General features: G+C 67.6%; 18 protein-coding genes. 7 read left to right on the plus strand and 11 right to left on the minus strand.

Annotation, left to right across the window (positions count from 1 at the left end; all coding sequences use genetic code 11):
- Position 1 precedes the first annotated feature (1 nt).
- Positions 2–1129, minus strand: a complete 1128-nt coding sequence (gene hemC, locus U5918_RS10770) for a hydroxymethylbilane synthase (RefSeq protein ID WP_336001357.1) — start codon at positions 1127–1129, stop codon at positions 2–4.
- Positions 1130–1177: 48 nt separating this feature from the next.
- On the minus strand, positions 1178–1723 hold the full coding sequence (locus U5918_RS10775) for a CDP-2,3-bis-(O-geranylgeranyl)-sn-glycerol synthase (RefSeq protein WP_336001358.1): 546 nt from the start codon (positions 1721–1723) through the stop codon (positions 1178–1180).
- Positions 1724–1812: 89 nt separating this feature from the next.
- Between U5918_RS10775 and U5918_RS10780 the strand changes: the two genes are divergently transcribed.
- The 3 genes from U5918_RS10780 to U5918_RS10790 all read left to right on the plus strand — a co-directional run bounded on the left by U5918_RS10780 (position 1813) and on the right by U5918_RS10790 (position 3778).
- On the plus strand, positions 1813–2643 hold the full coding sequence (locus tag U5918_RS10780) for a proline dehydrogenase family protein (protein ID WP_336001359.1): 831 nt from the start codon (positions 1813–1815) through the stop codon (positions 2641–2643).
- A 34-nt stretch (positions 2644–2677) separates the two neighbouring features.
- Entirely contained in the window at positions 2678–3361 is a 684-nt protein-coding gene (locus U5918_RS10785; protein ID WP_336001360.1) for a DUF502 domain-containing protein, read from the plus strand.
- A 135-nt stretch (positions 3362–3496) separates the two neighbouring features.
- Entirely contained in the window at positions 3497–3778 is a 282-nt protein-coding gene (locus tag U5918_RS10790; RefSeq protein WP_336001361.1) for a hypothetical protein, read from the plus strand.
- On the opposite strand, the gene U5918_RS10795 is transcribed toward U5918_RS10790, so the two are convergent.
- From U5918_RS10795 to twy1, 5 genes are all read right to left on the minus strand, one after another.
- A complete protein-coding gene (locus U5918_RS10795) occupies positions 3775–4704 on the minus strand; it encodes a branched-chain amino acid transaminase (protein WP_336001362.1) in 930 nt (309 codons plus the stop codon). The two genes, U5918_RS10790 and U5918_RS10795, sit on opposite strands and share 4 nt — an antisense overlap.
- Before the next feature lie 1024 nt (positions 4705–5728).
- Positions 5729–6406, minus strand: coding sequence for a 3,4-dihydroxy-2-butanone-4-phosphate synthase (gene ribB / locus U5918_RS10800; RefSeq protein ID WP_336001363.1), 678 nt, complete (start codon positions 6404–6406; stop codon positions 5729–5731).
- Complete coding sequence (locus U5918_RS10805) at positions 6390–7091, minus strand: DUF120 domain-containing protein (protein ID WP_336001364.1); 702 nt, start codon at positions 7089–7091, stop codon at positions 6390–6392. Before U5918_RS10805 ends, ribB begins: the two co-directional genes overlap by 17 nt.
- A 150-nt stretch (positions 7092–7241) precedes the next feature.
- Entirely contained in the window at positions 7242–7835 is a 594-nt protein-coding gene (locus tag U5918_RS10810) for a DJ-1/PfpI family protein (protein ID WP_336001365.1), read from the minus strand.
- A 136-nt stretch (positions 7836–7971) separates the two neighbouring features.
- Positions 7972–8940: a 4-demethylwyosine synthase TYW1 gene (gene twy1 / locus U5918_RS10815; protein ID WP_336001366.1), complete on the minus strand. Its 969-nt coding sequence runs from the start codon at positions 8938–8940 to the stop codon at positions 7972–7974.
- 201 nt (positions 8941–9141) lie between these two features.
- On the opposite strand from twy1, the gene U5918_RS10820 reads away from it, so the two are divergent.
- From U5918_RS10820 to argS, 3 genes are all read left to right on the plus strand, one after another.
- A complete protein-coding gene (locus tag U5918_RS10820) occupies positions 9142–9669 on the plus strand; it encodes an HTH domain-containing protein (protein WP_336001367.1) in 528 nt (175 codons plus the stop codon).
- 100 nt (positions 9670–9769) lie between these two features.
- A complete protein-coding gene (locus U5918_RS10825) occupies positions 9770–10675 on the plus strand; it encodes a hypothetical protein (RefSeq protein WP_336001368.1) in 906 nt (301 codons plus the stop codon).
- A gap of 86 nt (positions 10676–10761) precedes the next feature.
- A complete protein-coding gene (argS, locus tag U5918_RS10830) occupies positions 10762–12519 on the plus strand; it encodes an arginine--tRNA ligase (RefSeq protein WP_336001369.1) in 1758 nt (585 codons plus the stop codon).
- On the opposite strand, the gene U5918_RS10835 is transcribed toward argS, so the two are convergent.
- Positions 12520–12645, minus strand: a complete 126-nt coding sequence (locus U5918_RS10835; RefSeq protein WP_336001370.1) for a hypothetical protein — start codon at positions 12643–12645, stop codon at positions 12520–12522.
- A 78-nt stretch (positions 12646–12723) separates the two neighbouring features.
- Complete coding sequence (locus U5918_RS10840; RefSeq protein ID WP_336001371.1) at positions 12724–13563, minus strand: MinD/ParA family ATP-binding protein; 840 nt, start codon at positions 13561–13563, stop codon at positions 12724–12726.
- A gap of 257 nt (positions 13564–13820) precedes the next feature.
- Between U5918_RS10840 and prf1 the strand changes: the two genes are divergently transcribed.
- Complete coding sequence (gene prf1 / locus U5918_RS10845) at positions 13821–15074, plus strand: peptide chain release factor aRF-1 (protein ID WP_336001372.1); 1254 nt, start codon at positions 13821–13823, stop codon at positions 15072–15074.
- Between the two features lie 17 nt (positions 15075–15091).
- Here the strand turns inward: prf1 and U5918_RS10850 are convergent, their stop codons facing one another.
- On the minus strand, positions 15092–15484 hold the full coding sequence (locus U5918_RS10850; RefSeq protein WP_336001373.1) for a DUF6276 family protein: 393 nt from the start codon (positions 15482–15484) through the stop codon (positions 15092–15094).
- Between the two features lie 39 nt (positions 15485–15523).
- Positions 15524–16222, minus strand: coding sequence for a V-type ATP synthase subunit D (locus tag U5918_RS10855; protein WP_336001374.1), 699 nt, complete (start codon positions 16220–16222; stop codon positions 15524–15526).
- Positions 16223–16268: the final 46 nt, after the last annotated feature.

Genomic DNA, 16268 nt, shown 5'->3' on the forward strand with positions numbered 1-16268 from the left:
GTCAAGAATCCTCCCGTTTCGCCTCGTCGGGCTCCGCCCGTTTGGCCCGCTCGATCAGGTCGTCGGCGCCCTGGTCGGCCAGCTCGGCCGCCAGGTCGCGGGCGGCCCCCGCGTGGTGTTCGACGGGCAGGTCCCGGCCCGCGTTGATCTCCTCGGTTCCGTCCCGCGAGAGCACGCGCACGACCGTGTGGACGACCGTCCCCTGCACCGTCGCGTGGACGCCGATGGGCGCGACACAGCCCCCGCCGAGTTCGTCGAGGACGATCCGCTCGACGCTGGTGGCGACCCGCGTCGGCGGGTGATCGAGCGCCTCGTGGATCGCGTTTCCGACCGCGTCGTCGTGCGCGGTCACCGCCAGCGCCCCCTGTCCCGGCGCGGGGACGAACCGCTCGACGGGGAGTCGCTCGTACTCGACGGCGTGGAGCAGCCCCGTGCGCTCCAGCCCGGCCTCGGCCAGCACGATGGCGTCGTACTCGGTCTCGACCTCGCGCTCGGTCGCGCGGCGCTCGACCTCGTGGAGCCCGTCGAACCACTTCTCCATCTCGGCCCGCGTCGCGTCCGAGAGGTCCTCGAGGTCGGGGCCGTCTCCGTCGTCATCACTCTCACCGGCGGCCCGTTCCAGCCGCCGCTCGTGTTCGGCCTGCAGCGTGGGCGCGAGCAGCTTCTCGACGCGCGTGTCGACGTTCCCCCGGAGGGGTGCGATCTCCAGGTCCGGCCGCTCGGCGAGCAGTTCCGCCCCGCGCCGGAGGCTGGCGGTGCCGACCGTCGCGCCCTCGGGGAGGTCCGCGAAGGCGGTGCCCTCGGGCGTCACCATCACGTCGCCCGCCGGGCCGCGTTCGGGGACGCCGGCGACGATCAGGTCGGGCGCGCCCTCCGTCGGAACGTCCTTCATCGAGTGGACGGCGGCGTCCACGTCGCCGTCGATCACGCGCTGGTCGAGGCTCCGGACGAAGGCTCCGGTCTTGCCGAGGCGGTGGATCAGTTCGTCCTGCAACTGGTCGCCGGTGGTCTCGACCTCGACGAGTTCGACCGACCGCCGTCGCCCCTCGAGGGCCTCCGCGACGGTGGCGGCCTGCCGGAGTGCGAGATCGGACCCTCGCGTCGCCAGCCGGAGCGTCCTGTCTGTCATACCACTCCCTCGACGGCCCGCCGTGAAAAGGACATCAGTTCGGGCTCGCTACCAGGGTTCGCTCTTCAGCGAGAGCTTGTAGGCCACCAGGTTCGTCCCGACGTGCAGGACGGGGGTCATCACGAGGACCACCGCCAGCACCGCGGCGGTGAACGTCTCGAGGAACCAGCCCGGGGCCACGAGCGCCGTGAGCGCGAGGCCCCCGACGACGAAGTCCAGTTGATCGAGGCCGGGAAACGCCGCCCCGCGCTGTCTGCCCGACCGCCGCTTCAGGAACGACGCGGCGATGTCCCCGACCATCGCGCCGACCGGCAGGCTCACGACGACCGCGGGCTCGAAGGTCGGCAGCGTCGCCCCCACCGCGCCGTCGAGCAGCGGCTGCAGGACGTTCAGGAGTAGCGCCAGGGACGCGCCGGCCGCGATCCCCGCGGCGGTCCCCAGCCAGGTCTTCCCGTCGCCGAGCAGCCGTTTGTCGTTCCACGTCCGCCCACCGTCGATCGGTGGTCCCCCGCCCACCAGGACCGCAGCGTTGTTCGGGACGTACGCGGGCAACATCGTCCAGAACGCGACCGCGAGTACGGCGACGAGATCCATTCCTGCCGGATGAGAGACCAGCCCGTCCCTTAAGGCCCCGGGTTCCTGTCGGGCGATAGACTCAGTAGCGTGGGCCGCCAGCTACCGCCATGCTCCCGCCACTCGCGAGTCGGTTCGTCGCCGGCGAGACCGAAGCCACCGCGCTCGAACGGGCCCGCCGGCTGAACGAGCGCGGTATCGGCGCGATCCTGAACCGCCTGGGCGAACACTACGACCGCTCCGAACCGGCCGACGCGGACGCGAACGCCTATCTGACGCTGCTCGGGGATCTCGAAGGGACGGACCTCCGTGCGTGTCTCTCGATCAAGCCCTCCCAGATCGGCCTCGGCGTCGACGCGTCGCTGTTCCGGGCGAACCTCGACCGGATCGTCGAGCGGGCGCGCGAGACGGACGTCTTCGTCTGGCTCGACATGGAGGACCACACGACGACCGACGCGACACTCGACGCCTACGAGGCGCTGGCCGAGGAGTACGGCGGTGGGGTCGGCGTCTGCCTGCAGGCGAACCTCCAGCGCACCCCGGACGACATCGCCCGGCTGGCCGACTGCCCGGGGAAGGTACGGCTGGTCAAGGGGGCCTACGACGAACCGGCCGACCTGGCGGTCCCGGCCGACCGGGTCGACGACGCCTACCGCACCCTGCTGGAACAGTCGTTCGCGGAGCGTGACGGGGGGATCGCCGTGGGCAGTCACGACCCGGCGATGCTCGACGCCGCCGACCGCCTCCACGCCGAGTACGACACCCCCTACGAGATCCAGATGCTGATGGGCGTCCGCGAGGACGCCCAGGAACGGCTCGCGGCGGACCACGAGGTCTGGCAGTACGTCCCCTACGGTAGCAAGTGGCCCTCCTATTTCTACCGGCGCGTGGCCGAACGGCGGTCGAATCTGTACTTCGCGCTACGGGCAATCGTCAACTAGTAAAGGGAGGCACAAGTACGGTCCCGTACCGCATATGGCCTCCTGGAAACGGGACATCGCGAGCGGGCTCATCGTCCTGCTGCCGGTCATCGTCACGCTGTACGTCATCGCGTACCTCTACGGCATCATCGCCAGCTCGACGGCCGTCTTCGGCCTCGATCTCACGGTGTTGACGCAGCTGGGCGTTCCAGACGGGGCCCTGGGACTGGTCCGCGTGCTGACGACGCTCGTCGTCTTCTTCCTGCTGGTCCTCTCGATCGGCTATCTCAGCCGGACCGCCTTCGGCGACATCTTCGAGGACGTCCTGGACAACCTGATGAACCGCCTGCCCGGGCTCCGGGTCGTCTACAACGCCTCGAAGATGGCCGTCGAGACCGCCGTCTCGGGCACCGACGAACTCCAGACGCCCGTCCGGGTCGAGACCTGGCAGGGTCTCCGCATGACCGCGTTCAAGACCGGCAAGAAGACCGAGGACGGCCGCGACGTGCTCTTTCTCCCGACCGCGCCGAACATCACCACGGGCTTCGTCATCGAAGTCGAACCCGACGAGTACGAGGAACTGGACGAACGCGTCGAGGACGCCCTCACGCGCATCCTCAGCGCCGGCTTCGGCGAGTCCCGCGACGACAGCGTCGCGATCAGCGTCACCGAGGAACTGACCGGCGACGGGCGGGGTAGCTCGGACGGCGAATCGAGCCCCGACCGGACGGACGACTAAGCTCGCCTTACGCACCGCTTCGGACGGCTTACTCCCGCCGAGGGTCAGCTTACTCGCGCCGCGGCTCGCCTTACCTGCAGCGCAGACGACAACGCGGCGCGTAACTATACCCGTCGCCGAACAACGAACGCGGGCATGGCAACGAGCACAACGGAGCCACAGGAAGTAGCCGAGACGGCACAACGGACCGGGACGGACCCGTGGGTGATCGCCGCCGGCGCGTCGGTGATCCTCTCGTGGTACGAGTTCTTCCTCCGCGGGAACAAGGAGATGGGGCTGTTCGTCGGGCTGTGGCCGCCGACGTTCCTGGCCTTCGCGAGTTACTTCGAACAGCTCCGGATGGGCGGTCTCATGGACCGCGCGATGGGCAAGAGCGGGTTCGTGGAATCGGTCGAACGGATGATCCAGAACCGCTAGACGTAGTCGAACCAGTCGGCGTAGTCGTCGGTCCGGCGCTCGATGACCTCGAAGAAGCGCGTCTGCAACTCGTCGGTGACCGGGCCCTTCCGGCCCGCACCGATCTCGTTGTCGTCGACGCTCCGGATCGGCGTGACCTCCGCTGCCGTCCCCGTGAAGAACAGTTCGTCGGCGGTGTAGAGTTCGCCCCGTGAGATGGTCGCGCCGTCGTGGACGGTGTAGCCCAGGTCCTCAGCGATCGTGACGATCGACTGGCGCGTGATCCCGTCCAGGATCGACTCCGCCAGCCCCGTCGTGTACAGTTCGCCGTCGCGAACGAGGAAGATGTTCTCGCCCGGCCCTTCTGCGACGTTGCCCTCCCCGTTGAGGACGATGGCCTCGGTGTAGCCGTTGCCCGTCGCCTCCAGGTTGGCGAGGACGCTGTTGACGTACGGCCCGGTGGTCTTCGCGTTGGTCGGGATCTGGTCGGAGCCGTACTTGCGCCAGGAGGAGACGGAGACGTCGACGCCCTCCTCCAGGGCCTCCTCGCCGAGGTAGGCGCCCCACGGCCAGACGGCGATGGCGACCTCGACCGGGCAGTTCGAGGGGTTCAGCCCCAGTTCCTCGTAGCCGTAGAAGGCGACCGGCCGGATGTAACACGACTCCAGGTCCTGCCGGCGGATCAGTTCCTTCGTGGCATCGGTCAGCTCCTCGGGCTCGAAGGGGATCTCGATGTCGTAGGGCTTGCCCGACTGGTAGAACCGCTCCAGGTGCTCCTCCCAGCGGAAGATCGCGGGGCCCTCTTCCGTGTCGTAACACCGGACTCCCTCGAAGATCCCGGTCCCGTAGTGCAGTCCGTGCGTGAGGACGTGGACCTGTGCGTCGTCCCAGTCGACGAACTCACCGTCCTGCCAGATCGTGTCGACGTCCATCTCGTCGAATCCCATTGGACCAACTGTTGGCCCAATCCGCTCTTAACAGTTTTCGTGCCGTGCCGACGTGCCCCGCGATCGCCGCCCGATCCGGTCGACGGTCTGCGACCGCCCCTCACCGGCGCCGAGGCCCTCCAGACAGGGTGTGAAAACGGCTGAAACGCTGCAAATCACACGAGCGACGCTTTCTATCCAGTACTGGGCCATTCGGTCGAAATTCGACGATAAACTCTATTTCGCGATATAGAAACTGCCGCGCCGGGCCAGTGGCAGTTCAGACGGTCGGCGCCGAAACGGCTGTCTCTCGTCGTCTGTGACGGAAACACGGGCGATACAGTCGAACGAGTGGGCGGAAACCGTCACTCAGGCCGGGTCTGCGCGGTGGTTGACGGGGTTGGGCAGTTTCTCCGGCCGCCCGGCCGCGTGGTGGGTCCGAGATCGGGGCGATTCCCGAGGGAAGCCGCCCACTCGGGACTCTCGAATCTGGCTCGCAGGGCCGTCATTCGGCGTTCTCGCCCGCTGCGACCCTGCTACCCTTCCACTGGGGGCTCCCGGTACGAGTGGCCCGGCCGATCGCCGCGAGAACGGGGGCTCGTGCGAACACTGTAGTTCCCCTCCCGCGCGGGCGCTCGCGGGGCGGGTCACGCCTTGCCCCTCCAGCCTTCCGGCCTGGTCCTACGGCCACGGGCTGGGTTTCGACGCCGAAGTTGCACGCGTAGATCTCGCGTCCCTGGTGGGTTCGCGGATCGAATCCCTCGATCGGGCGCTGTTCGGGGGGTCACAATTCAGCGACTGTGGTCCTCGTCTCGCGTCAGTTTGGCACCGCGCTCGCGCTCCTGTCACGGCACAGCTGACCGTTCGAGCGCAATTCGGGAGCGAGAAGCCGTCTCTGACCGGTTCGCTGTGTCCTGGCTGGAACCCGCGCAGGGGCGCGACCTGGTATTTTGTATCGCGGTTATTGGTTTATGACTTCGTGACGGCCGACGACGCTACCGGTGAGGGAAATTGCTGAACCGCCGGAAAAGAGGCGCCAGACGGGCTACCGAAGCCGATCGACGATCTCGCTGCCCTCGACGTACGGGATGTCGTTGCGCTCGCCGTACGCGCGGGCGGCGGCGGGCGAGAGGGCCTCGCCCGATTCGTCGTCGAGCATCTCGCAGACGACGACCGCCGGCGGCTGGTCGGTCGCGGCAGCGAGCGCAACGCCGAGTTCGGTATGGCCCAGCCGGTCCTCGAGCAGGTTCGGGGCGGCCCGGAGCAGGTGGACGTGGCCGGGCGCGCGGAACTCGTCGGCGAAATCGGTCGCCTCGGGGTCGCTGGCGGCCGCTGCCAGTTCGGTGATCGTCAGGGAGCGGTCCTCGTCGGTGATCCCGGTAAACGTGTCGCGGTGGTTCACGGTCAGGGAGAAGGAGGACCGCTCGTCGTAGGCGAGGTCGTGGTCGGCCCCGGCGGGGTGCTCGATGACGTCCTGGAGGAACGGCAGGTCGAACGCCGCTGCGACCCCATCGGAGAGGGCCGTACAGATCAGCCCGCCGGCGTCGTTGCGCATCCGCGCGACGGCGTCGGGGGTGACGGCGCCCGCCGGGTAGACGAGGTCGGTCTCGCCCTCGCGGTCGGCGGCGTCGTGGATCAGTATGGGCTCGTCGGCGCGGAAGGCGGCGAGCGCCGCGTCCACGCCGGTCCGGGACTCGGTGTGCATCTTATCGCTCCGTGACATTGATCGTCACCTCGTCGTCGTCGGCCACTCCCAGTTCGTCCCGGAGCTTCGCCGGGGCGATCACTTCCAGCTGGTCCTCGTCGTGGTGGGTGCGCTCGGGCGCGATGACGTGGGCCGGTTCGTAGATGGAGTCGCCCACCTCGACGCTCGCCGGGTAACAGAACGCCGGCCCGTAGGTGCGCTCGTCGTCCTCCCAGCCCTCGATGGTGACCGGTTCGAGCGACGCCATCCCGGCGCGGGCGCGGACGCTCTCGTCGGTGAGGTCGACGTTCAGCGTGCCCGCGAAGGGCTCGTACCCGAGCTTCTCGATGAACTGCTCCATGTAGCCCGGCAGCGAGATGTAGTGGCGACCCTCGCCCATCCCGCTCGTGACGAACCCCGTGAGTTCGATGGCCGCGTCGCGCTCGAAGATCCGGCGGTAGTCGGCGTACTCGCGTCGGAGCGCCGATTCGCCGGCGGGCGTGACCGCGACCCACTGTCCGTCGGTGACCATCTCCCGTTCGACGTACTCGGCGTCCTCCAGCCGCTGGAGCCGCCGGGAGGCCGTCTGGTTCGACGCGTCCAGCGCCTCGGCGAGCGCCGAGCACGACACCTTCTGCTGGCCGTCGAGCGCGCCCTCCAGAGCCAGCAACTTCAGCGTCGCCAGTTCGTCGTATCCGACTGCCTCCCCCGTAGCCTGTGCCATGCTCCTAATTGGCGGGTCTCCGGGATAAGCGTAACGAAGGTGGAACGCGTAACGGGTTTGGAACGGAAAGGAACGGAGGTCGCGTTTCTCGTTCGTACGTCAGGCGACGTCAGTGTAAAGGCGTTGGTTCGAACACCTTCGCTGGGTGTCCTACGCGACGGAACCGCGGGGTTCGTACTCCATCTCCGTCCGAACGGCCGCTGCGACGTCGGGCCCGAACTCCCGTTCGACGAGGTGGACGGCCAGGTCCAGGCCCGAGGTGACGCCGCCGGCGGTCACCACGTCGCCGTCGTCGACCACGCGGGCCTCGACGACGTCTGCGCCCGCGGCTGCGAGGTCCTCGAGGGCGATCGCGTGTGTCACCGCCGGCCGGCCCTCCAGGATGCCGGCCCGCGCCAGCAACATCCCACCGGTGCAGACGCCGGCGACGGTCCCGCCCGACTCGTGGTGGGCCGCGAGCGCCTCGGGGACCGCGCCCCGCTCGGCCTCCCGCCAGGTGCCCGGCGAGTCGCGGTCGTTCCACCCGCCGCCCGGCACCAGCAGGAGGTCCGGATCGACGTCGGCCAGCGGCCCGTCGGTGCCCACGTCGAGGCCGTGACTCGCGGTGACGCGCTCGCTCCCGTCGACGGTCCGCAACGTCGTCGTCACGTCGGCGCCCGCATCGGCCGCGTTCTGGAAGACCTCGAACGGCCCGATGGCGTCCAGCTCGTCGAACCCCTCGAACAGCAGGATGGCGATGTCCATGCGATTCCTCCGCGAGGCAAGAACAAAAGTGCGTCCGTCTGACCGATTTCAGTCTCCTATTACGGGATCACGCTGCTCACGGCTCGCTCTGCTCGCCGTTCGCACGTTTCGAGGTGCTCCCTACGGTCGCACCTCGCTACTCCCAAAAGTCACTGTCTTTCTGCAGTTTCGGAACGAGCGTATTGCGCTCCTCGGCCAGCAGCGCGACCCGCGAGGCGGGCACCTGCTTCAGCACGTCGTGGTCGGGCATGTGTTCCATCACGTCCTCGGCGAACTCGACGACGCGTTCGTGGTCGGGCATCGAGTCCCGGTCCAGCCGCCCGCGCGAGTGGCCGACGTGCATGTACGCTTTCAGCTCCACGAAGTCCGGATCGGCCCGCTGGAACATCGAGGCGTACCAGCCCGGATTGTGCATGTTCAGCCCCTCGATGCAGGTCGTCCGCAGCACGGTCCGGGTCTCGTCCTTTGCCGCGAGCACGTCCAGCGTGTCGATCAGGTTCTCCCAGGCGTCGTCCTCGACGGCCTTGACGGTTTCATCGAAGGTGGCCCGATCGCCGGCGTCGACGCTGACGTACAGCTGGGTGGGGTCGCACTCGGCGAGGACCTCGGGCCGGGTGCCGTTCGAGACGAGGAAGGTGGTGATATCGCGGTCGTGGAAGGCCTCGATGAGTTCCGGGAGGTAGGGGTAGAGCGTCGGTTCGCCGTCGAGGGAAATCGCGACGTGGCGCGGTTCCATCGCCTCTTCGAACACGTCACGGGGGACCTCGTCGTTGCCGCCGAAGCCCGAGAGCAGTTTGGTCTGGAGTTCGATCGAGGCGTCGACGACGGCCTCGGGGTCGTCCCACTCCACCTCGTCCATCTCGTATGCGTGGCCGGCGTGGTCGCGCCAGCAGAAGACGCAGCGCTCGTTGCACTTGACGACCGGCGTCATCTGGATGCACCTGTGGGACTCGATCCCGTAGAAGATCTTCTTGTAACACTTCCCCTCGCCGCGGAGGGCGTTCTTGGTCCACCCGCAGGTCTGGGCGGCCGTGTGATTCTCGCTGTGGTAGTCGGGATCGGAGACCTGCTTCGGCCCACCGTCCCCGGACTCCGAGTCGCTCATTGCTACGGGGTTGTCGCCAGCGGCTAAAACATCCTTCCCTCCCGTCTCCCGGCCCCGTTTTCTCCCGCCCGACCCGTCGCACAAGTATGCTGGAAACGTCACCTCCTCTCCGGATGATATGGACGGATATGGTGAAAAGACGCGCAGAAGCAGACGGATGGTCGAGCAAAGAACTAATAGCCGTAATTCCGAAAGTGATGTATGGCCACCGACGTACAGGGTACTCGCGACCCCGAGCGGGAGGCTGCGGCGGACAGTGACGGTGACCGCGCGGGACGGCACACGGTGACGGTGCATCTGCGGACCGCGCCCTCGGGCCCGGCGGCCCGGCGTCAACAGGCGGTGCTTGAACGGGTCCGGGCGCTCGAATCGCGCGACGACGCCCCCGAATTCTCGGTCGAGCGGTGGGGCGCACAGGTCAACGTCCCCGTCGGCGACACCGACCACGACGCGGGGGCCGTCGACCTGTACGAGGAGTTCCGGACCGCCGTCGAGTCGGTCGACGGGCGCCTGGAGCCGTTCTTCGAGACCCGGGAGGCCGTCGGCGGATTGCTCTCCGCGGGGCCGCCGACCGACCGGACCATCGTGTTCCCGGTGGTCTGCCTCACGGTCCGCGAGGACGGCGACCTGACCGGGCTCTACCCTCACTGGAGCGACGGGGCCCACCACAGCGTCGAGGACGGACTGGCCGCGCTCGCCGCCGGGGCGACCGGGGCGAACCTCTGCTGAACGCCCTCTCCCCGCCTGTTCCGGTCAGGACCGAGTAAATAAAACGGTTCACGAATGAACAAATAAATAGAATCGAACGGCCCACGAACGTGAGGTTACGATGGGGGGCAAACGTACTGCAGACAGTGACAGTGACGAATCGAGCGACCTGCGTCGCCGGTCGGTGCTCCAGGCGGTCGGAGCGGCGGCCGGCGCCGGACTGGTGGGGGCCGGCGCGGTCGGGCCGGCGAGCGCCGATCCGACGGCGCTCGAACTGACGAACTGCGCGACCGTCTGGGAGAGCGCCCCGGCGGAGTTCCCGCAGGTCGACGTCCGCGAGTCCGAGCCGACGACGCGGAACCTGCCGGCGGAGCCCGAGGAAGTGGTGTTCTACTACGTCGGGTGGACCAGCGAGGGACAGATCGCCGACGATCAGGCCTACACGCTCGAGCAGACGCTCGAGGCCAACGGCTACGACCACCCGGTCGTCACCGTCCAGTGGGAGTCCGATACGATCCTGTTCTCGACCGGCGAAGACAACGCCGACCGCGACGGTCGGCGGTTCGCGGACTTCCTCCGGGAGTACCACGCCGACAACCCCGACACGACGATCAGGCTCGCGGGGCTCTCGCTGGGCGGGCGGCCGCCGCTCGCGACGCTCGACGACCTCGACGGCGACGTCCCAGTCGAGACGGTGTCCCTGTTCGGGGCCTCCGTCGACGACAACGAGGTCTGTGACGACGACAGCGCGACCTTCTCGGCGTCGGCCATCGAAGCGACCGCCGACCGGGTGTACAACTACCACTCCAGGGAAGACAACACCATCTGCGTCTTCTACGAACTCCAGACGTTCCGGGACGGAATGGGGTGTGTCGGCATCGACTGTCGGGGCTGGTTCAGCGACGACTCGCCGGCAAACTGGGTCGACGTGGACGTGACCGACGAGATCGACAGCCACTGCAACTACCAGGTGCCCGAGGTCGGCATCGGGGACCGCATCGCCGCCGACCTCCGTTCGAGTGACTGATCCCTGAGGCCGGACGCCCTGGTCGGTCGACGCCAGACCGACCACGACTCGTTACGCCTATACCCGGCGCTCGAAAACGGGTGGGTATGTTCCTTGCCGCGCGACGGGAGGTCGAGGACGCCGTCGAGTCCGCGCTCGACGAGCTTGACCTCCCCACCGACGACCTCGGGATCGAGGAGCCGCCGGAAGACGTCGACGCCGTCCTGGCTTCGAGCGTCGCCTTCCGGCTGGCCGGCGAGGTCGGCGCCGCACCCCCCGAGGTGGCCGCCGACGTCGCGAGCGAGATCGACGCCGCCGACTACGAGTATATCGCCGCAGTGCGGACGCAGGGTCCCTATCTCAACTTCCTGCCCAGCGACGCCTACTTCGCCGCGACGCTCGAGGCCGCACAGGCCGACGACTACGGCCGGCTCGACCCGAAGGGCGTGTCGGTCGCCGTCGAACACACCAGCGCCAATCCGACGGGGCCGGTCCACGTCGGCCGGGCGCGCAATCCCATCATCGGCGACGCACTGGCGAACGTCCTCGACTTCGCCGGCTACGATGTCGACCGCCACTACTACGTCAACGACGCCGGCCGCCAGCTCGCGGTGTTCACCTGGGCCTACGAGACCTTCGACGAGTCAGAACTCCCCGAGCCCGAACGCGACCGCGCGGAGTACGACATGGTCCGCTACTACCGGAAGGGCAACGAGTTCCTCGAAAACGCCCCCGAGTCCGAGGTCGAGGCCGCGGAGGACGAGATCCAGTCGATCATGCAGGGGCTGGAATCGGGCGACGAGGCGGCCTACGAGCGCGTCGGCGAGGTCGTCGACACGGTGCTCGCGGGGATGCGCGAGTGTCTGGCGCGCCTGCCCGCCGAGTTCGACGAGTTCGTCAAGGAGACGCGGTTCATCCGCGACGGCGCCACGGACGACGTCGTCGAGCGCCTGCAGGACCTGGACGAGGCCGTCTACGAGGAAGACGCCTGGCAACTGGACCTCCCCGATATCGACAAGAACCTCGTCTTCCTGCGCTCCGACGGCACCAGCCTCTACGCGACGCGGGACCTGGCCCACCACGAGTGGAAGTTCGACAACTACGACCGCGCGGTGACGGTCCTCGGCGAGGACCACAAGCTCCAGGCCGAGCAGGTCCGGACCACCCTCGAACTGCTGGGCCACGACACCGACCAGCTCGACCAGGTGCTGTACTCCTACGTCAACCTCCCCGAGGGGAAGATGAGCACCCGCCGGGGCACCGGGATCGACCTCGACGACCTGCTCGACGAGGCCATCGACCGCGCCCGCGAGGAGGTCGAGGACCGCCTCGAAGACCGGCTCAGAAACGACGACCTCGACGACGAGGACGTCGAACGCATCGCCCACCAGGTCGGGATCGGCGCCGTCCGCTACGACGTCGTCTCGAAACAGCCCGCCAAGGCCATCACCTTCGAGTGGGACCGGGCCCTGGACTTCGAGGCCCAGTCGGCCCCCTACGTCCAGTACGTCCACGCGCGGGCGTGCGGCATCCTCGGGGAAGCCCGCGAGGCCGGCCACCAGGTGGTCGACGCCGCGGACCTGGACGCCGACCCGCTGGAGACGCCGGAAGCCCGTCACCTGCTCGCGACGATCGCGCGGTTCCCGGCAGTGATCGACGACGCGGCCGACGACCACCATCCGCACGTCGTGGCCACCTACACCCGCGAGTTCGCCGAGGCGTTCAACGCCTTCTACCGGGCGTGCCCGGTGCTCGACGCCGACGCGGAGACGCGGGCGGCGCGGCTGGCGCTGGTCGCCGCGGCGCGACACACCGTCGCCAACGCGCTCTCCGTGCTCGGCGTCGCCGCCCCGGAGTCGATGTGACTACAGGGGGACGAAAAGCGTCGGGAGCACCGACCCGCCGGCGAACTGCACGGCCGCGAGCCCGAGACCGAGCGCGAGCAACAGGAAGATCAGGATCCAGCTCAGTCGGACCGTATCGTCTGCCATACCTGACGTGGCAGGACCGGCGGTTTCAAAGTATCGCTTCGCGAGAACGGGAATCCGGACCGGCGGGAGCGAAACGGGTCAGTTGAACAGGCCGAAGACGCCTTCCTCGTCGTCCTCGTCGTCGCCGTCGTCCGCGTCCGCGTCGGCCGCGTCGTCGTCGCCGTCGTCGGTGGCCACGCCGCTGGGCTCGAACTCCTGGTCGGGCTCGACGCCGCCCTCGGTGTTTGCCTCGTAGATCTCCTCGAGCGTGGAGGCCAGCCGGCGGTAGGCCTCGGCGGCGTAGCTGTCCGGATCGTTGATGATCAGCGGCTCGGACTTGGTGGCGTCCTGGTCCTCGGGGACGACCGCCAGCATCTCGAGGTCGAGTTTGTCGGCGACCGCCGAGACGTTGGTGTCGTCGTCGGCCCGCGTCAGGACCGCGCCGACGACCTCGCCGTCGATGCGTTCGGCGAGCTGTGCGGTCTTGACGGTGTCGCCGATGGCGACCTCGTCGGCGGTGGTGACGAGCAAGACCCCGTCGGCGAGGCCGAGCGGCACCGTCGTCTCGTGGCTCAACCCCGCGCCGGTGTCGATGAGGACGATCTCGTAGGCCGTCGAGAGGGCCTTCACGACCTTCCGGAGCTTCGCGGGGTCGGCGTCGGCGAAGGCCTCCAGGTTGCGCTCACCGGGGACGAGCGTGATCCCGCCGGGGCCTTCGATGATCGCGTCGCTGACGGCCGCCTTCCCGGCGAGGACCTGGTGGAGGCTCGGTTCGTGATCTACGTCGAGCATCGCGCCCAGGTTGGCCATCCCCAGGTCGGCGTCGACCACGACGACGTCGTGGCCGGCGTCCTGGAGCGACACGGCGACGTTGATCGCCGTCGTGGTCTTCCCGACGCCGCCCTTCCCGCCTGCGATTGTGTAGACGTATCCCGTCATGCTTCCTGTTGCCTTGGTACAGACGAGGGAAACATATAAACCCGTGCGTCTGCCGGGTTCCGATCCCTCGCCTCGACTGCGCCCCGCCCGGGATCGCGATACCGAACCACACCGATCCCCGGACGTCTCTAGATGGATACACGCTCGCTATGGTTGAAAAGCGCCACGGTCGATTTCACCTTTCGAACACGTGTAGGGATCGGTGCCGGCGGGAGCGGTCAACAGTTACTTACCCATCATCGGGCTATACTGGAGTAATGAGTAGCTCCGAGCAGGACCAGACGGACAAACAAAAATACGAGTTCCAGAAGGTCATCGAGGACCTCAAAGAGTACGAGGGCTCGGGGACCCAGCTCGTCACCATCTACATCCCCGATGACCGGCAGATCAGCTCCGTCGTCGAACACGTCACCCAGGAGCACAGCGAAGCCTCCAACATCAAGTCCAAGCAGACCCGGACCGCCGTCCAGGACGCCCTGACCTCCATCAAGGACCGCCTGCGCTACTACGACGTCTACCCGCCCGACAACGGCATGGTCGTCTTCTCCGGCGCCATCGATTCGGGCGGCGGCCGCACCGAGATGGTCACCAAGGTCCTCGAATCGCCGCCCCAGCCCGTCGAGTCCTTCCGCTATCACTGCGATTCGGACTTTCTCACCGAGCCCCTCGAGGAGATGCTGGGCGACAAGGGCCTGTTCGGCCTGATCGTCCTCGATCGACGGGAATCAAACGTCGGCTGGCTCAAGGGCAAGCGCGTCGAACCCGTGAAATCCGCCTCCTCGCTGGTCCCGGGCAAGCAGCGCAAAGGTGGCCAGTCCGCACAGCGATTCGCCCGCCTGCGCCTCGAGGCCATCGACAACTTCTACCAGGAGGTCGCCGGCATGGCCGACGAACTGTTCGTCGACCAGCGCCACGAGATGGACGGCATCCTCGTCGGCGGTCCCTCGCCCACGAAGGACGAGTTCCTCGACGGTGACTACCTCCACCACGAACTCGGGGACATGGTCCTCGGGAAGTTCGACGTCTCCTACACCGACGAGTCGGGCCTCCACGACCTCGTCGACGCCGCCCAGGACATCCTCGACGAACACGAGGTGATGCAGGACAAATCGGAGATGGAGGAGTTCTTCAAGGAACTCCACGACGGGAGCCTCGCCACCTACGGGTTCGAGGCCACCCGCGAGAACCTCGTCATGGGCGCGGTCGACCGCCTGCTCATCTCCGAGGACATGCGCCGGGACGTGATCTCCTACGAGTGTCCCAACGAGCACGATGAACGCGAGATCGTCGACCGCCGCGAGGAGACGCCCGACCACGACTGCACGCGCTGTGGCGAGACCGTCGACGCCGACGACGCCGAGCGCGAGGACCTCATCGACCACCTGATGAACATCGCCGACCAGCGCGGCACCGAGACGAAGTTCATCTCCACGGACTTCGAGAAGGGCGAACAGCTCCTCAACGCCTTCGGCGGCGTCGCCGGCATCCTCCGCTACGACACCGGCGTCTGATCGAGCCGCGGTCGATTCTAGTCGAGCAACTGTTCGAGCTGCTGTCTCCGGCCCTGTAGATCGACCCGACTGTCGACGCTCCCCGCGGTCGCGAGCCTGTCGAGCACCAGCAGCGGATCGGTGCCCGCCTCCTCGACGGCCGCGAACAGGTCGGTGATCTCCGACCTGTTGAGCGCCAGCGAATCCAGGAGGCCCAGCGAGATGGCCATCGGGACCGCGGCCTCGCCCTCCGGGAACGGCTCACCGATGTGGTAGAACTCCGGCGGCGACGCCGGTGGGTCCGGATCGGGTTCCATCGTGAGACAGGTCGGGCAGATCGCCGCCCCCGGCGAGTCCTCCGGGAGATGCGACCGCCACTCGTCGGCCACCGCGAACCGCACCATGGCGGTCTGGCAGTGTGGACAGTCCATACCGCAGAAACGAGTGGCCGCCGGAAAAGCCTATCCCGATCAGTCGTCGGCTGCGACCGCTTCTTCCTCGGCTTCCGCTTCTTCGGCCTCCGCCTCGCGTTCGGCCTTCTCCTCCTCTTCTTTCTTGGCCTTGATCTTCTTCATGCGGAAGATCTCTTCTCGCTCTTGCTCCTCGAGCTTCTGCTCGATGTACTCCTGGTTGTTCTTCAGTTCGGGCAGGAGCTTGAACTCCAGGGCGTTGACGCGGCGCTTGGTCGTCTCGATCTCCGTGAGCATCTTCTTCATCGCCGTCTCGACCTCGGCGGCGAGGATGATGGTCTCCAGCAGTTGCTCGTAGGCCTCGGCGGCCTCGTCGATGCGGGCGCTGGTCCCGAGCACGCCGTAGCCCCGCTCGTCGAGGCTCTTTTTCACCTTCGAGGACTCGATCTGGGGCACGACGACGCCCATGATGTTCTTGGACTCGGTGGTGAGTTCGGGGTGTTCCTTCAGCGCGGCGGCGGCCCCGCGGACCGCCATGTCGCCCTCCATCGCGCGCGCCATGTTGATCTTGCGCTGGGCGTCCGCGTAGTGCTGATTGAGGTCCGACCGGACGTCCTGGGCCTGGTCGAGGATGTCCATGAACTCCATGATGAGGCCGTCCCGCTTCTTCTCGAGCGTGTCGTGGCCCCGTTCGGAGAGTTCGATCCGGTCCTCGATGGCCATGAGGTTCTTCCGGGTCGGTTTGACGTCCTTAGCCATTATCGGGGGTTACCGACCCAGGCGGTTAACTCTTTACAGATTCGGC

Origin of the sequence: Halorientalis sp. LT38 (assembly GCF_037031225.1) — an archaeon.
GTDB lineage: Archaea > Halobacteriota > Halobacteria > Halobacteriales > Haloarculaceae > Halorientalis > Halorientalis halophila.

Bases quoted from the DNA above. Each gene is read 5' to 3' on its own strand.
- hemC (WP_336001357.1), bottom strand. From the start codon at position 1,129: ATGACAGACAGGACGCTCCGGCTGGCGACGCGAGGGTCCGATCTCGCA.
- U5918_RS10775 (WP_336001358.1), bottom strand. From the start codon at position 1,723: ATGGATCTCGTCGCCGTACTCGCGGTCGCGTTCTGGACGATGTTGCCC.
- U5918_RS10780 (WP_336001359.1), top strand. From the start codon at position 1,813: ATGCTCCCGCCACTCGCGAGTCGGTTCGTCGCCGGCGAGACCGAAGCC.
- U5918_RS10785 (WP_336001360.1), top strand. From the start codon at position 2,678: ATGGCCTCCTGGAAACGGGACATCGCGAGCGGGCTCATCGTCCTGCTG.
- U5918_RS10790 (WP_336001361.1), top strand. From the start codon at position 3,497: ATGGCAACGAGCACAACGGAGCCACAGGAAGTAGCCGAGACGGCACAA.
- U5918_RS10795 (WP_336001362.1), bottom strand. From the start codon at position 4,704: ATGGGATTCGACGAGATGGACGTCGACACGATCTGGCAGGACGGTGAG.
- ribB (WP_336001363.1), bottom strand. From the start codon at position 6,406: ATGTCACGGAGCGATAAGATGCACACCGAGTCCCGGACCGGCGTGGAC.
- U5918_RS10805 (WP_336001364.1), bottom strand. From the start codon at position 7,091: ATGGCACAGGCTACGGGGGAGGCAGTCGGATACGACGAACTGGCGACG.
- U5918_RS10810 (WP_336001365.1), bottom strand. From the start codon at position 7,835: ATGGACATCGCCATCCTGCTGTTCGAGGGGTTCGACGAGCTGGACGCC.
- twy1 (WP_336001366.1), bottom strand. From the start codon at position 8,940: ATGAGCGACTCGGAGTCCGGGGACGGTGGGCCGAAGCAGGTCTCCGAT.
- U5918_RS10820 (WP_336001367.1), top strand. From the start codon at position 9,142: ATGGCCACCGACGTACAGGGTACTCGCGACCCCGAGCGGGAGGCTGCG.
- U5918_RS10825 (WP_336001368.1), top strand. From the start codon at position 9,770: ATGGGGGGCAAACGTACTGCAGACAGTGACAGTGACGAATCGAGCGAC.
- argS (WP_336001369.1), top strand. From the start codon at position 10,762: ATGTTCCTTGCCGCGCGACGGGAGGTCGAGGACGCCGTCGAGTCCGCG.
- U5918_RS10835 (WP_336001370.1), bottom strand. From the start codon at position 12,645: ATGGCAGACGATACGGTCCGACTGAGCTGGATCCTGATCTTCCTGTTG.
- U5918_RS10840 (WP_336001371.1), bottom strand. From the start codon at position 13,563: ATGACGGGATACGTCTACACAATCGCAGGCGGGAAGGGCGGCGTCGGG.
- prf1 (WP_336001372.1), top strand. From the start codon at position 13,821: ATGAGTAGCTCCGAGCAGGACCAGACGGACAAACAAAAATACGAGTTC.
- U5918_RS10850 (WP_336001373.1), bottom strand. From the start codon at position 15,484: ATGGACTGTCCACACTGCCAGACCGCCATGGTGCGGTTCGCGGTGGCC.
- U5918_RS10855 (WP_336001374.1), bottom strand. From the start codon at position 16,222: ATGGCTAAGGACGTCAAACCGACCCGGAAGAACCTCATGGCCATCGAG.